Source organism: Micromonospora sp. NPDC048887 (assembly GCF_040649715.1).
In the GTDB taxonomy this organism is placed as follows: domain Bacteria; phylum Actinomycetota; class Actinomycetes; order Mycobacteriales; family Micromonosporaceae; genus Micromonospora.
The window spans coordinates 242607-254686 of sequence record NZ_JBEZGA010000005.1; the positions used below are offsets into that span (position 1 = coordinate 242607).

Genomic DNA, 12080 nt, shown 5'->3' on the forward strand with positions numbered 1-12080 from the left:
TCCGCCGAGCGGGAGAACATCATTCACGGATAGAGCGTCAGCCCTGGTGCCTGCGCCAGAGCCGCCAACTGACCGACGGTGAGCAGTGGATTCCGGGCCCCGCGGGTCGGCTCGCGGTTCGCACCGACCTCCGCGTTGCTGGTGGTCACCGTCACCGTGGTGCCGTCCGTCCGCGCCACGACCGCCTGGCGCTGCACCACCCCGGGCACCCCGTACGGCGTCTCGATGACCAGCAGCGCACCGCCGTCGGGCAGCTCGGTCGTCGTGCAACGGTCGCGGGCGAGGGTGTACTGCTCGCAGTCGAGCCGCTCGCCCGCCCCGGTGGGTCGGACCGAGACGTGCAGGGGCCCCTGCTCGGTGGCCGTGGCCAGTCGCCCGCCCGCGGTGTACTCCCGGTAGCTCCGCTCGTACTGGAACTGCGGCGCGGTGCAACCGGGCAGGACCCCGCGCACGGTGACGCCGGACGGCACGTCGTTCTTCAACGCCTCGCGCAACTCCGCCGACAGGCGCTGCACGGCCGCCGCCGGCGCTTCGGTGGGAAGCGTCCGCACCGTCGGATCCGACTGCATCGGCGCGGTTGGTCCACTCGGCCTCGGCGTCACCGGTGCGCAGGCGGGCGTCGTGGGAGAGCCGACGGGCCCAGGCCATCCTGGGGCTGGGCGGCCCGAGGACGGGTCGCCTCCTCCCAGGCCCCGCACGACGGGCGGGGCGACGAGCACCGACGCCAGCGTCACCGCCACCACGGCACCACCCGTCATCCATCCACGCCTCCGGCGATCCCGGTGATAGGTGGTGATCAGTCGGTCCAGGTCGATTCGGCTGGGTGGCGCCTCCGCTGTCGCCGCCCGCAGTTCCCGCATCAGCTCATCCATCGGTCCGCACCTCCAGACGGCCTCGCAGCGTCTTGAGCGCTCGCGCGGCTTGGCTCTTCACTGTCCCCGGGGAGCAGCCGAGTTCCCGCGCCGTCTCCTCGACCGACAGGTCGCAGAAGTAGCGCAGCACCAGGACGGCTCGCCGTCGTGGTGGCAGCTCGGCCAGCAGAGCGAGGAGGCTGAGACGTTCGGCGCTGTCCTCCGACACGGTGTGGACTCCGGTGTCCGGCACCTCCGCCCAGGAGCGCTCCCGCCGCCAGGGTCGGCGACGCTCGTCCAACCACACGCGCAGCAGTGTCCGCCGGACGTAGGCGTCGGGATCGTCCATCGCAGAGACCCGGCGCCAGTGCCGGAGCAGTCGGAGCAACGCGGCCGACACCAGGTCGTCGGCGGTGTGCCAGTCGCCGCAGAGCAGGTACGCGGTACGCCGCAGCGGCTCCATGCGCGCCACGACATACGCGCGGTAACCCTCGATGTCCACCGGCAACCCGGCCACCTCCTCGCTTCCCCCTTCAAACGGAGGAAGCGACCGGCCGGGTTGCCCGGATCAGCGGGGAATCGTGACCCGTCCGCCGACCGCCGCGGCGGCGATGTCGGTGCGGTGGTGGGAACCGGCCAGCCCCACGTCGCGTACCAGGGCGTAGGCGGCGTCGCGCGCGGCGGCCAGATCCGGCCCGGTCGCCGTACCGCAGAGGACCCGGCCGCCCGCGGAGCGCAACGTGCCGTCGGCGTCCCGGCGGGTGCCGGCGTGGATGATCCCGGCGCGGTCCGCGCCGGTGATCACATCACCGGTACGCGGGCCCGCCGGATAGCCGTCTGCCGCCACCACGACCGTCACCGCCGAGCCGTCGCGCCACCGCAGCGGCGGGTGCGCGCCCAGCGTGCCGGTGGCGGCGGCGTGCAGCAGCCCACCCAGCGGCGTCTCCAGCAGGGCGAGCACCACCTGCGTCTCCGGGTCGCCGAAGCGCGCGTTGAACTCGATCACCCGAGGGCCGGACGGGGTGATCGCCAGGCCCACGTAGAGCAGACCGGCGAACGGGGTGCCCCGGCGGCGCAGCTCCGCCAGCGTCGGGTGCACCACGTCGCGCATCACGTCGTCGACCAGGCCGGGCGGGGCCCACGGCAGCGGCGCGTACGCGCCCATGCCGCCCGTGTTCGGCCCGGTGTCGCCGTCGCCGACCCGCTTGAAGTCCTGCGCCGGCAGCAACGGCACGGCCGCCTCGCCGTCGGTCACCACGAACAGGGAGACCTCGGGACCGGACAGGTACTCCTCGATCACCACCCGGCCGCACTCCGCCGCGTGCCGCTCGGCGGCCGCCCGGTCGTCGGTCACCACCACTCCCTTGCCGGCGGCGAGCCCGTCGTCCTTGACCACGTACGGTGCGCCGAACTCGTCCAGCGCGTGCGCCACGGCCCCCGCGTCCTCGCAGGTGTACGCGCGTGCGGTCGGCACACCGGCGGCGGTCATCACGTCCTTGGCGAACGTCTTCGAGCCCTCCAGCCGGGCCGCCTCCGCGCTCGGGCCGAACACCGCGATGCCCTTGGCGCGTACCGCGTCGGCGACGCCCGCCACCAGCGGCGCCTCCGGCCCGATGACAACCAGGTCGGCCGCGACCTCGACGGCGAGGGCCGCCACTGCTGCCGGGTCGGTGGGTGTCACCTCCCGCAGCTGCGCCACGGCCGCGATCCCCGGATTCCCCGGAGCCGCGACAAGTGCCTCGACGGCCGGATCCCCGGCGAGCCCGAGCGCGAGAGCGTGCTCCCGCCCACCACCACCCACAAGAAGTACGCGCACGACCGGCATCCTACTGACCACCCCACCCCTCCCCGTCGATCAAGGAGTTTGCGTCTCAGATTCGCGTGCCGAGGTCCGCAAACTCCTTGATCACCGGCGCTTCAGGGCGTGTTTGACCGTCTGGGGGATGTAGTCGGGGCGCAGGGTGTCGGACCAGGTGAAGCGGAGGATCCGCCAACCGGCGTTCACCAGGCGGTTCTGCCGGAAGCGGTCCGCGTAGACGACCTCGGGCGTCAGGTGCGGGGCCCGGCCGTCCGCCTCGGCCAGGAATCCCCGCGCGGCAACCGCCCCCCGGCGTCCCGTGAGGTGCGCGAGCACCAGAGAGAGGTCGCTCTCGGCCAGGATCCCCTGGTTGAGCGCGGAGTCGAGAACGCACACCGCCGGGTAGCGCCGAGCCCGCAGCAACACGTCGGCGACCGTGCGCGCCGGGGTCGTAGCCGGGATGTCGCCGGCCCGGCACACGTCCGCGTCGGCGAGCGTCAACTGGTGCACGGTCAGGCCGGGCTCCCCCCGCCGCTGCACGTGCGGTCGATCCGGCGGCACCGAGACGTGGATCGCCTCCGTCTGCGGAAGGCCGGCGATGCCGTGCAGTTCGGCGGCGGTGCCCAGCACGGCGACCGCGCCCGGCCCGAGGCTCGCAATCGTCGCCCGGATCACGGCCTGTCGTAGCGCCACCGGTGCCGGAACGGCGGGAAACGGCAGGTAGCAGCCACGTGAGACGCGCGTCCATCGCCCGGAGCGGACGAGGTACCGGATCCGCTCCCGGCCCAGGCCCAGCCGCAACGCCTGCCCCGCCGTCACGAACCCGCCCTGCGTCGCGGCCAGCAGCGTCAGCTCGTCGAATTCACCCACCCGCGCAGGCTCTCCCGCGCTACCCCACAGCCGACACCCCTGTGGACAACCTTGTGGATAACGAGAACGCCCTGCCCGCCTCCGCCCCGCCCCCGGCCGCCCTCGCCCGCAACCGCCCTCGCCCCGGGGGGTGAGGGGTGGGGGTTAGGGGAGGAGGGGGTGGCGGAGGACGTTTTCCTCTCGGCCTGGGCCTACGCCTACCACGCTCACGCGGGTGCCGGTCAGTTCCTCGATGCGGGCGATGTAGCGGCGGGCGTTCTCGGGGAGCTCGTCCTCGGTGCGCGCCTTGGTGATGTCCTCCCACCAGCCGTCGAGCTCTTCGTAGATCGGCGTGGCGTGGTGGAAGTCGGTCTGCGTCATCGGCATGTCGTCGAAGCGCTCGCCGTTGATCTCGTAGCCGACGCAGATCGGCACCTTCGCGAGGCCGGTCAGCACGTCCAGCTTGGTGACCACCAGGTCGGTGACGCCGTTGAGGCGGCACGCGTACCGGGCCACGACGGCGTCGAACCAGCCGCAGCGGCGCTCCCGGCCGGTGGTGGTGCCGTACTCGTGGCCGACCTTGCGCAGGTGCTGCCCATTGTCGTCGAACAGCTCGGTCGGGAACGGGCCGGAGCCCACCCGCGTCGTGTACGCCTTGCTCACCGCGATGACCTTGGTGATGGCGGTCGGCGGGATGCCCGCGCCCACGCACGCCCCGCCGGCCGTCGGGTTCGACGAGGTGACGAACGGGTAGGTGCCGTGGTCCATGTCGAGCATGGTGGCCTGGGCACCCTCCAGCAGCACGGTCTCGCCGCGGTCGAGCGCGTCCCAGAGCATCACCCGGGTCTCGGCGATGTACGGGCGCAGCCGCTCGGCGTACCGGAGGTATTCCTCGACGGTCTCCTCGACGTCGATCGCCTTACGGTTGTAGATCTTGAACAGGAGCTGGTTCTTCTCGCGGAGCGCCAGCTCCAGCTTCTTGCGCAGGATGCCCGGGTCGAGCAGGTCCTGAAGCCGGATGCCCATCCGGGCGACCTTGTCGCCGTACGCGGGACCGATGCCCCGGCCGGTGGTGCCGATGCGGGAACTGCCGAGGTAGCGCTCGACCACCCGGTCCAGCGCCCGGTGGTGCGGCATGATCAGGTGCGCGTCGCCGGAGATGCGCAGGCGGGACACGTCCACGCCGCGCTCGGCGAGCCCGTCGATCTCCTGCAGCAGCACCTTCGGGTCGACCACCACGCCGTTGCCGATCACGATCATCGCGCTCGGTGACAGCGCACCGGACGGCATGAGGTGCAGCGCGTACTTCTGGCCGTCCGGCGTGATCACCGTGTGGCCTGCGTTGTTGCCGCCGGAGTAACGCACGACGTAGTCGACCCGCTCACCCAGCAGGTCGGTAACCTTGCCCTTGCCCTCGTCGCCCCACTGGGCGCCGAGCAGCACGATCGCTGGCATCTTCTCGCCTCCAGAAGGCTCGGGTGCCAGGTGGCGACCGGTCAGCGAGCCCGGGGTGTCAGGCTAACAAGTAGTGACGGTGGGACCAGCAGGGGTTGGTCAAGAAGCAGGAGGCTCCTTCGTGTACGACGTGGTGCTGCTCACCCTCGGCTCGGAGCGGGACGCTCCCGGCGGTGGCTGCGGCAGCGGCGGCGCCTGCTGCGGCGGCGCGGACGACACCGCCGCCGAGACCGGCGAGGAGCGCTGCGAGACGCCGCGCGTACCGGTGCTGGCCTGCGCGGACGAGCTGACCGCCCGAGGCGCGCGGGTGACCACCGTGACCGCCCGGTCGGACAAGGAGATCGACGAGGTGCTGGCCCGCCTCGACGGCCCGCCACGTGCCGACGGCCTCACCTGGCCGGACTCCGACGGCAAGACCCGGCTGATCGTCGCCACCGCCAGTGACGGTCAGTTGCGCGCCGTCCTGCGCCGGCTGGTGCGCCGGTACGCTCCGCCGCCGAGCCGCCGCCCCGACGATCTGGCCGACAACCGTACGGTGCCCGACCTGCCGCCGGTCGGCGTACTCCCGCTCGATCCGGCCCGGTCCGGGACGGCGCGGGACCTGGCCGCGCAGCTCGGGCTGCCCCGGGATCCGGCCGGCGTGGCCGCCGCGGTGCTGGACGGCACCGCACGGCGGCTGGACCTGCTGCGCAACGACGGCGGCTCGGTGACGCTGGACGGCGCGCTGCTCGGCGCCGCCGACGACGCGGGCCGGCCGCTGCACTGGCGGGCCCGGGTCGAGGTCGACGGTGCGGTGCTCAGCGACGGCTCCGAGCCGATCACCGCGTGCGCGATCGGAAACGCGGGCGGGTACGGGCGCCTGGGCGAGGTGGACCTGCTGGCCGACCCGGATCCGGCCGACGGGCGGGTGACGGTGGGCGTCGCCGTACCGGTGGTCACCCGGTCGGCGTTGGGCCGGAAGAAGGTCCGGCTGGAGGTACGCCGGGCGCGGGGACGCGCGGTGGCGGTCGTGCCCCGTGACGAGAAGGTCCCCTTCCTCGACGACGGCGTCGAGGGCGAGCTGAGCCGCAAACGCTCCTGGTGGACCGAGCCGGGCGCCTGGGCGGTCTGGACGGGCTGACCTCGGTCGATTCCCACCCGGCTCGCGCCGCTGGCCGAACCGCCTATCCTCGGCGGAGGGAATGGGGAGGAACCGTGGTGCACGAGAACGACGACCGGGCCCACGTACCGGGCCGACCGCAGGTGCCGCAGCGGGACGTCGAGCCGCTCTGGCCGCCGGAGGAGACCGACGCGGCGGCGGCCGCGATCCCGCCGTGGGCGTCGGTGCCCTGGCCGCTCCCGCCGGCCGACGCTCCCACGCCGGCGGCGGACGTCCCGGCGCCCGCTGTCGACCTGGACCGGCCGTTCACGCTCGACCAGGCGGCTTCCGGCCCGGCACCGGCCCGGCCGGAACCGGCGGCGTCCGGCTCGCCGGCCACGGCGCCGGTGAACCCGCCTTCGCCAACGCAGCAGCAGGTGACGCCCGTCCCCGAAACCACGCCGGTCCCGCAGGCCACGCCGGTTCCGGAGACCCCGCCGGTTCCGGGGGCCGGTGGCGAGGGTGCCGGGAACGGGCGGACCACCTCCCCCTGGGCGCAGCCGCCGCAGCGGACCACGCCGGAGAGCGCCACCACGCCTGATCCCGCTCCCGACGCCAGCGCGGCTGCGTGGTCCGGCGCACCGGAGGCCGACGGCACCGTCTCCGGCCGCGCCACCGTCGCCGGGCCACCGCCACCCGACGCCCTCGAGGCCGGGGGCCGGGCCACGGTCACCGCGCCACCGCCACCCGACACTTTCCAGGCCGAGGGCCCCATCTCCGGGCGCGCCACGGTGGCCGGGGCAGCGCTCCCGCCGCCGTCGCCGGAATCCGGCGCGGGGCCGGGAGGGCCGGGCGATCCCACCCCGGAGCCGCCCCGGCTCGGACCGTTCCCGCCGTCGCCGGGCGTGCCGGCGCAGCCGTCCCCCTACGGCAACGGCTACCCGCAGCCCGGGTACCCGCCGCAGCCCGGTCAGGCCGGCTGGTACCCGCCGCCCGGCTGGACGCCCCAGGCCGGCCCGCCCCAGCCGGGCGTCCCGGTGCCTCCGCAGGCGCCGGTGTCCGGCCCCGTCGTGCCCCCTCCACCGCATGCCCAGCCGGAGCAGGGCTGGACGCCTCAGCAGGCGGTGCCGCCGACCGCCGAGGACTTCGCCCGCCGCCGCCAGGCCCGGCCGGTCGACCCGGTGGCCACCATGGGCGTACGCGCGGTGGTCAACAAGATCGGGCTGGTCCGGCTCGCGCCCGGGCGGCACGAGCAGGAGGTGCGGCGCGACATCGAGATGGTCCGCCGCAACTTCGGCGGGCTGCGCCAGGTGACTGTGGTCAACCCGAAGGGCGGCGCCGGCAAGACGGTCGCCATCCTGCTGCTCGCCATGACGTTCGGCCAGAAGCGCGGCGGGTACGTGCTGGCCTGGGACAACAACGAGACCCAGGGCACCCTCGGCATGCGGGCCCAGCAGGACTTCCACGCCCGTACGGTGCGGGACATGCTGCGCGACCTGTCCCAGTTCCAGGGTCCGCACGGCCGGGTCGGTGACCTGTCGCAGTACGTCCGCTCACAGGGCGAGGGCATGTTCGACGTGCTGGCCTCGGACGAGTCCGCGACCGGCGGCGAGATGCTCACCGCCGCCGCGTTCGCGGAGATCCGTGAGGTGGTCAGCCGGTTCTACAAGCTGATCTTCGTGGACACCGGGAACAACGTCCGGGCGCAGAACTGGCAGGCCGCGATGGACGCCACCGACCAGCTCGTGGTGACCATGTCGGCGCGTAACGACTCGGCCGAGACCGCCGCCCGGATGCTCGACCACCTGGAGCAGAGCGGCCGGCAGCGGCTGGTCCGGCAGGCGGTCACCGTGGTGTCGATGCCGCCGTCGCGCAAGGAGATCGACCTGCCCGCCATCCAGGCCCACTTCGCGGCGCGGACCCGGGCGGTGCTGCTGGCGCCGTACGAGCGGCTCATCGACACCGGCGAGCCGCTGCGGTACGGGCAGCTCTCCTCCGCCACCCGCGACGCCTGGCTGAAGATCGCCGCGTCGGTGGCGGAGGGGCTGTAGGACGGGCGCGACGGCCGGCACCCGGGTCGGGGCCGGCCGTCGCGGCGGTGGTCACTCGCCGGACAGCGCGTCCCCGGCGACCGGGTCGCAGTCCCGGAGGAACTGGGCGCAGCGGGCCGCCTCGTCCGCCTCGCCGATCTCCCCCGCGGCACGGGACAGCACGTAGAGGCAGCGGAGGAAGCCCTGGTTGGGCTCGTGCGACCAGGGCACCGGGCCGTGGCCCTTCCAGCCGTTGCGGCGCAACTGGTCCAGGCCCCGGTGGTAGCCGGTGCGGGCGTACGCGTAGGCGGTGACGACCTGATCCGCGGCGAACGCGCGGCCGGCCAGCGCGGCCCAGGCCGCGCTGGAGGTCGGGAAGCGGGCCGCGACCTCGGCGTACGCCTCGTCGGTGCCCTGCTCGGCCGCCGCCGCGAGCGCGGCGTCGGCCTCCTCGTGGGCCGGGAGCAGGGTGGCCGGTGGCTCAGGCAACAGGTTATGCATCGCCCCATTCAACCCGCTTCGCCCTCGGGTACGCGAGAGGGCCCGCCCGTACGGTTGGCTGAACGGCTGAGGGTTTCGTCACGCCTGCGGCGGGAGCACACGTACCCGCGGCCCATGCCGCCGCAGTGGTTCTTGCACTACAAATACAGATCCGGAGCCTCCCCAGGACCCGGTTACGCAGGAGCCCGGCGGCGTGCCCGCCGGGCTCCTGTCGTCTCCGCCCCCGGTTTCGGCACTTGCCGTGCGGGGGCAGGATGGCCTGGTGCCGACCCCACCACCCGCGGACGTCATCGAGCCGCACGCGCCCCACGTCAACGAGATCGAGACCCGCACCGCGTTCGAGCAGCGGCTGGCCGGGGGGACCCTGGCCGGGCTGACAGTGCAGGGCCTGCGTCTCGACCTCGACCCGGTACCCGACCTGCGCGACGTCGACGTCACCGGCACCCTCTTCGTGGGCTGCCGCTTCGCCGGCCGCGAGGTGGGCGCGGACCTGGTCCGCCGGGGCGCCAACGTGGTCCCGCCGTTCTCCGGGCTGCCCTACCCGACGCAGCCGTCGCACCTCTACACCGCCGACGAGCTGGCTGCCGGGTTCACCGAGGGCGGCTTCGCCGGGATGTACGACACCCGGGTGTACGCGCACTTCCGGGCGCACGGCGGCGCGCTGCCGGACGTACGCGAGGCGCTCGGGCAGCGACTGCACGACCACGGCGTGGACAACGCGCTGGCCGACGCCACCCGGTCGTGGCTGGCCGCGCACGGGCCGCAGTCGGTGGTGGGGGTGATGGGCGGGCACGCGGTGCCGCGCGGCAGCGTCGCGTACCGGATGGCCGCGGTGCTGGGCTGGGAGCTGGCGCGGGCCGACCGCCTGGTGGTCACCGGCGGCGGTCCGGGCGTGATGGAGGCGGCGAACCTCGGCGCGTTCCTCGCGGCCTGGCCGGCCGAAGAGCTGACCGCCGCGATCGACGTGCTCGCCGTCGCGCCGGACTTCACCGACCACGACCGGTACACGGCGGCGGCGCTGGCGGTGCGCGAGCGGTACTCGGGCGCCCCGTCGCTGCCCTCGCCGCGCCCGTCGGCACCCGGCACCGAGTGGGCCCGTTCCGGCGGGCTGGCCATCCCCACCTGGCTGTACGGCCACGAGCCGGCGAACCTGTTCGCGGGCCGGATCGCGAAGTACTTCTCCAACGCCATCCGGGAGGACACGATCCTGCGGCTGGCCCGGGGCGGGATCGTGTTCGCGCCCGGCAAGGCCGGGACCGTGCAGGAGGTGTTCCAGGCGGCCACCAAGACGTTCTACGGCACCGACGGGGCGAGCGGGGCGTACGTGTTCCTGGACCGCACGTACTGGACGACCGAGCTGCCGGTGGAGTCGCTGCTGCGGCCGCTGTTCGCCGCGTCCCCGTTCGGCGACCTGTCGCACACCGTCCACCTGACCGACGACGTCCGCGACGCCGTCCGGGTGCTGGTGCGGTGAAAGGAAGGGCCCCCTCTTAACGCTTCCGGTAGGGGAAGGGCCCCTTGTTAACGCCGACGCGTTAACAAGGGGCCCTTCCTTACACGCGGGGTGTCACTTCATGGTGGTGCCGGTGGAGCGCAGGTGCTCGCAGGCCTCGACCACACGGGCGGCCATGCCGGCCTCGGCGGCCTTGCCCCAGACGCGCGGGTCGTACATCTTCTTGTTGCCGACCTCGCCGTCGACCTTCAGCACGCCGTCGTAGTTGCGGAACATGTGGTCCGCGACCGGGCGGGTGAAGGTGTACTGGGTGTCGGTGTCGATGTTCATCTTCACCACGCCGTAGTCCAGCGCCTCCCGGATCTCCGACAGCAGCGAGCCGGAGCCGCCGTGGAAGACCAGGCTGAGGGGCTTGTCCTTGCCGTACTTGGCGCCGACCGCGTCCTGGATCTGCTTGAGCACCTCGGGGCGCAGCTTGACGTTGCCCGGCTTGTAGACGCCGTGCACGTTGCCGAAGGTCAGCGCCGCCATGTAGCGGCCCTTCTCGCCCAGGCCGAGCGCGTCGACCATGGCCAGGCCGTCGTCGACGGTGGTGTAGAGCTTGTCGTTGATGGCGTTCTCGACGCCGTCCTCCTCGCCGCCGACGACGCCGACCTCGATCTCGAGGACGATCTTGCCCTTGGCGGCCTCGGCGAGGAGCTGCTCGGCGATCTCCAGGTTCTCCGCCACCGGCACGGCCGAGCCGTCCCACATGTGCGACTGGAACAGCGGCTCCTGGCCGCCCTTGACGCGCTCCTGCGAGATGGCCATCAGCGGCCGGACGAACTTGTCCAGCTTGTCCTTCGGGCAGTGGTCGGTGTGCAGCGCGATGTTGACCGGGTACTTCTTGGCGACCTCGTGCGCGTACGCGGCGAACGCCACGGCACCGGTCACCATGTCCTTCACGGACGGGCCGGACAGGTACTCCGCTCCGCCGGTGGAGACCTGGATGATGCCGTCGCTCTCCGCGTCGGCGAAGCCCTTGAGCGCCGCGTTCAGCGTCTGCGAGGAGGTCACGTTGATCGCGGGGTACGCGTACCGGCCGGCCTTGGCCCGGTCCAGCATCTCCGCGTAAGCCTCGGGGGAAGCGATGGGCATGTCGAACGCTCCTTACTTACCGCTCTCGGCCGTGCAGGCCGCTGTCTTCCATGGAGGGCGGCCGTTCCGGCCCCGGATCTTCCCCGGAGCCGACCGTTCCGGTCGCTGACGTCCACGGTGCGCCGGACCGCGCTGTCCACCGCGGGCAGTATCCCGCAGGAGCGTGAGCGGGGCGCAACCGGCCCGGACGCCGCTCACCTGTTCTCCAGCCGGTCCGGTACGACGACGCTGATCAGCCAGCTCACCACCGCGACCACGATGGCGCCCCAGAACGCGGCCCAGAAACCGTCGACGTGGAACGGGAGCTTCAGCACCCCGGCGATCCAGTCGGTCAGCAGGAACAGCAGCGCGTTCACCACGAGCGCGAACAGGCCGAGCGTGAGCAGGTAGAACACGCAGCCGAACACCTTGATGAGCGGCTTGAGCACCGCGTTGACCACACCGAAGACGAGCGCCACCACGATCAGGGTGAGCACGTTGTTGCCGGTGTTACGGCCGCTCACGTCCACCCCGGGCACGATCAGCGTCGCGATCCACAACGCGACCGCGGTGATCGCCAGTCGGATCAGAAAGCCCATGGCAACCATCCTGGCACCGGCCGCGCGCCGGGAGCGGGACAATCGCCGACTCCGCGTTCCGCCCGCCACCCAGCGGCGGCCCGGACCAGCCCGTACGGTGGTGGGGACGATGCCCGCACGGAGATCAGGGAGGGACGATGGGTCAGCCCGACGAGGACTTCGCGCCCGGTGACCACCTCGCCCCGGAGGAGCGGGATCTGGAGGCCGAGCCGGCCGACGCGGTCGAGCAGGCCACCACGGTGACCGACGACACCGACGGCGAGCCGCACCGCGGCATGGAGGTCGACGACTGGGACGCCATGGAGCAGGCCCGCGTCGTCACCGCCGACGAGGACGAGTACCGCTGATCC

At 73.1% G+C, this 12080-nt stretch carries 12 protein-coding genes; 4 read left to right on the forward strand and 8 right to left on the reverse strand.

Annotated elements, in window-relative coordinates:
* Positions 1-23: 23 nt before the first annotated feature.
* From AB0C17_RS10970 to AB0C17_RS10990, 5 genes are all read right to left on the reverse strand, one after another.
* Complete coding sequence (locus AB0C17_RS10970; protein WP_357385154.1) at positions 24-551, reverse strand: hypothetical protein; 528 nt, start codon at positions 549-551, stop codon at positions 24-26.
* 313 nt (positions 552-864) lie between these two features.
* Positions 865-1359 carry a SigE family RNA polymerase sigma factor gene (locus AB0C17_RS10975; protein ID WP_357478262.1) on the reverse strand — a complete coding sequence of 165 codons (495 nt, stop codon included), beginning with the start codon at positions 1357-1359 and terminating at the stop codon, positions 865-867.
* A gap of 60 nt (positions 1360-1419) precedes the next feature.
* Complete coding sequence (gene purD / locus AB0C17_RS10980; protein WP_357478115.1) at positions 1420-2667, reverse strand: phosphoribosylamine--glycine ligase; 1248 nt, start codon at positions 2665-2667, stop codon at positions 1420-1422.
* Positions 2668-2757: 90 nt separating this feature from the next.
* Positions 2758-3519, reverse strand: a complete 762-nt coding sequence (locus AB0C17_RS10985; RefSeq protein WP_357468430.1) for a type IV toxin-antitoxin system AbiEi family antitoxin domain-containing protein — start codon at positions 3517-3519, stop codon at positions 2758-2760.
* 144 nt (positions 3520-3663) lie between these two features.
* The gene (locus tag AB0C17_RS10990) at positions 3664-4953 is read right to left on the reverse strand and encodes an adenylosuccinate synthase (RefSeq protein WP_357385161.1); all 1290 of its coding nucleotides are present in this window, start codon (positions 4951-4953) and stop codon (positions 3664-3666) included.
* Between the two features lie 121 nt (positions 4954-5074).
* Between AB0C17_RS10990 and AB0C17_RS10995 the strand changes: the two genes are divergently transcribed.
* Together AB0C17_RS10995 and AB0C17_RS11000 are read left to right on the forward strand one after the other, a co-directional pair.
* Complete coding sequence (locus tag AB0C17_RS10995; RefSeq protein ID WP_357468434.1) at positions 5075-6073, forward strand: diacylglycerol kinase family protein; 999 nt, start codon at positions 5075-5077, stop codon at positions 6071-6073.
* A 74-nt stretch (positions 6074-6147) separates the two neighbouring features.
* Positions 6148-8082 carry a chromosome partitioning protein gene (locus AB0C17_RS11000; RefSeq protein WP_357468437.1) on the forward strand — a complete coding sequence of 645 codons (1935 nt, stop codon included), beginning with the start codon at positions 6148-6150 and terminating at the stop codon, positions 8080-8082.
* Positions 8083-8133: 51 nt separating this feature from the next.
* On the opposite strand, the gene AB0C17_RS11005 is transcribed toward AB0C17_RS11000, so the two are convergent.
* The gene (locus AB0C17_RS11005) at positions 8134-8562 is read right to left on the reverse strand and encodes a DUF3151 domain-containing protein (protein ID WP_357478118.1); all 429 of its coding nucleotides are present in this window, start codon (positions 8560-8562) and stop codon (positions 8134-8136) included.
* A 262-nt stretch (positions 8563-8824) separates the two neighbouring features.
* Between AB0C17_RS11005 and AB0C17_RS11010 the strand changes: the two genes are divergently transcribed.
* Entirely contained in the window at positions 8825-10036 is a 1212-nt protein-coding gene (locus tag AB0C17_RS11010; protein ID WP_357478121.1) for a hypothetical protein, read from the forward strand.
* A 93-nt stretch (positions 10037-10129) separates the two neighbouring features.
* On the opposite strand, the gene fbaA is transcribed toward AB0C17_RS11010, so the two are convergent.
* Together fbaA and AB0C17_RS11020 are read right to left on the reverse strand one after the other, a co-directional pair.
* The gene (fbaA, locus tag AB0C17_RS11015) at positions 10130-11152 is read right to left on the reverse strand and encodes a class II fructose-bisphosphate aldolase (RefSeq protein WP_013283394.1); all 1023 of its coding nucleotides are present in this window, start codon (positions 11150-11152) and stop codon (positions 10130-10132) included.
* Positions 11153-11346: 194 nt separating this feature from the next.
* Positions 11347-11730, reverse strand: a complete 384-nt coding sequence (locus tag AB0C17_RS11020) for a phage holin family protein (RefSeq protein WP_184680857.1) — start codon at positions 11728-11730, stop codon at positions 11347-11349.
* Positions 11731-11867: 137 nt separating this feature from the next.
* On the opposite strand from AB0C17_RS11020, the gene AB0C17_RS11025 reads away from it, so the two are divergent.
* Entirely contained in the window at positions 11868-12077 is a 210-nt protein-coding gene (locus AB0C17_RS11025; protein ID WP_357385172.1) for a hypothetical protein, read from the forward strand.
* Positions 12078-12080 lie beyond the last annotated feature (3 nt).

What these genes read in the sequence shown, in the direction of transcription:
- fbaA (WP_013283394.1), bottom strand. Translation starts at nt 11,152, where the DNA reads ATGCCCATCGCTTCCCCCGAGGCTTACGCGGAGATGCTGGACCGGGCC.
- AB0C17_RS11025 (WP_357385172.1), top strand. Translation starts at nt 11,868, where the DNA reads ATGGGTCAGCCCGACGAGGACTTCGCGCCCGGTGACCACCTCGCCCCG.
- AB0C17_RS11005 (WP_357478118.1), bottom strand. Translation starts at nt 8,562, where the DNA reads ATGCATAACCTGTTGCCTGAGCCACCGGCCACCCTGCTCCCGGCCCAC.
- AB0C17_RS11020 (WP_184680857.1), bottom strand. Translation starts at nt 11,730, where the DNA reads ATGGGCTTTCTGATCCGACTGGCGATCACCGCGGTCGCGTTGTGGATC.
- AB0C17_RS10990 (WP_357385161.1), bottom strand. Translation starts at nt 4,953, where the DNA reads ATGCCAGCGATCGTGCTGCTCGGCGCCCAGTGGGGCGACGAGGGCAAG.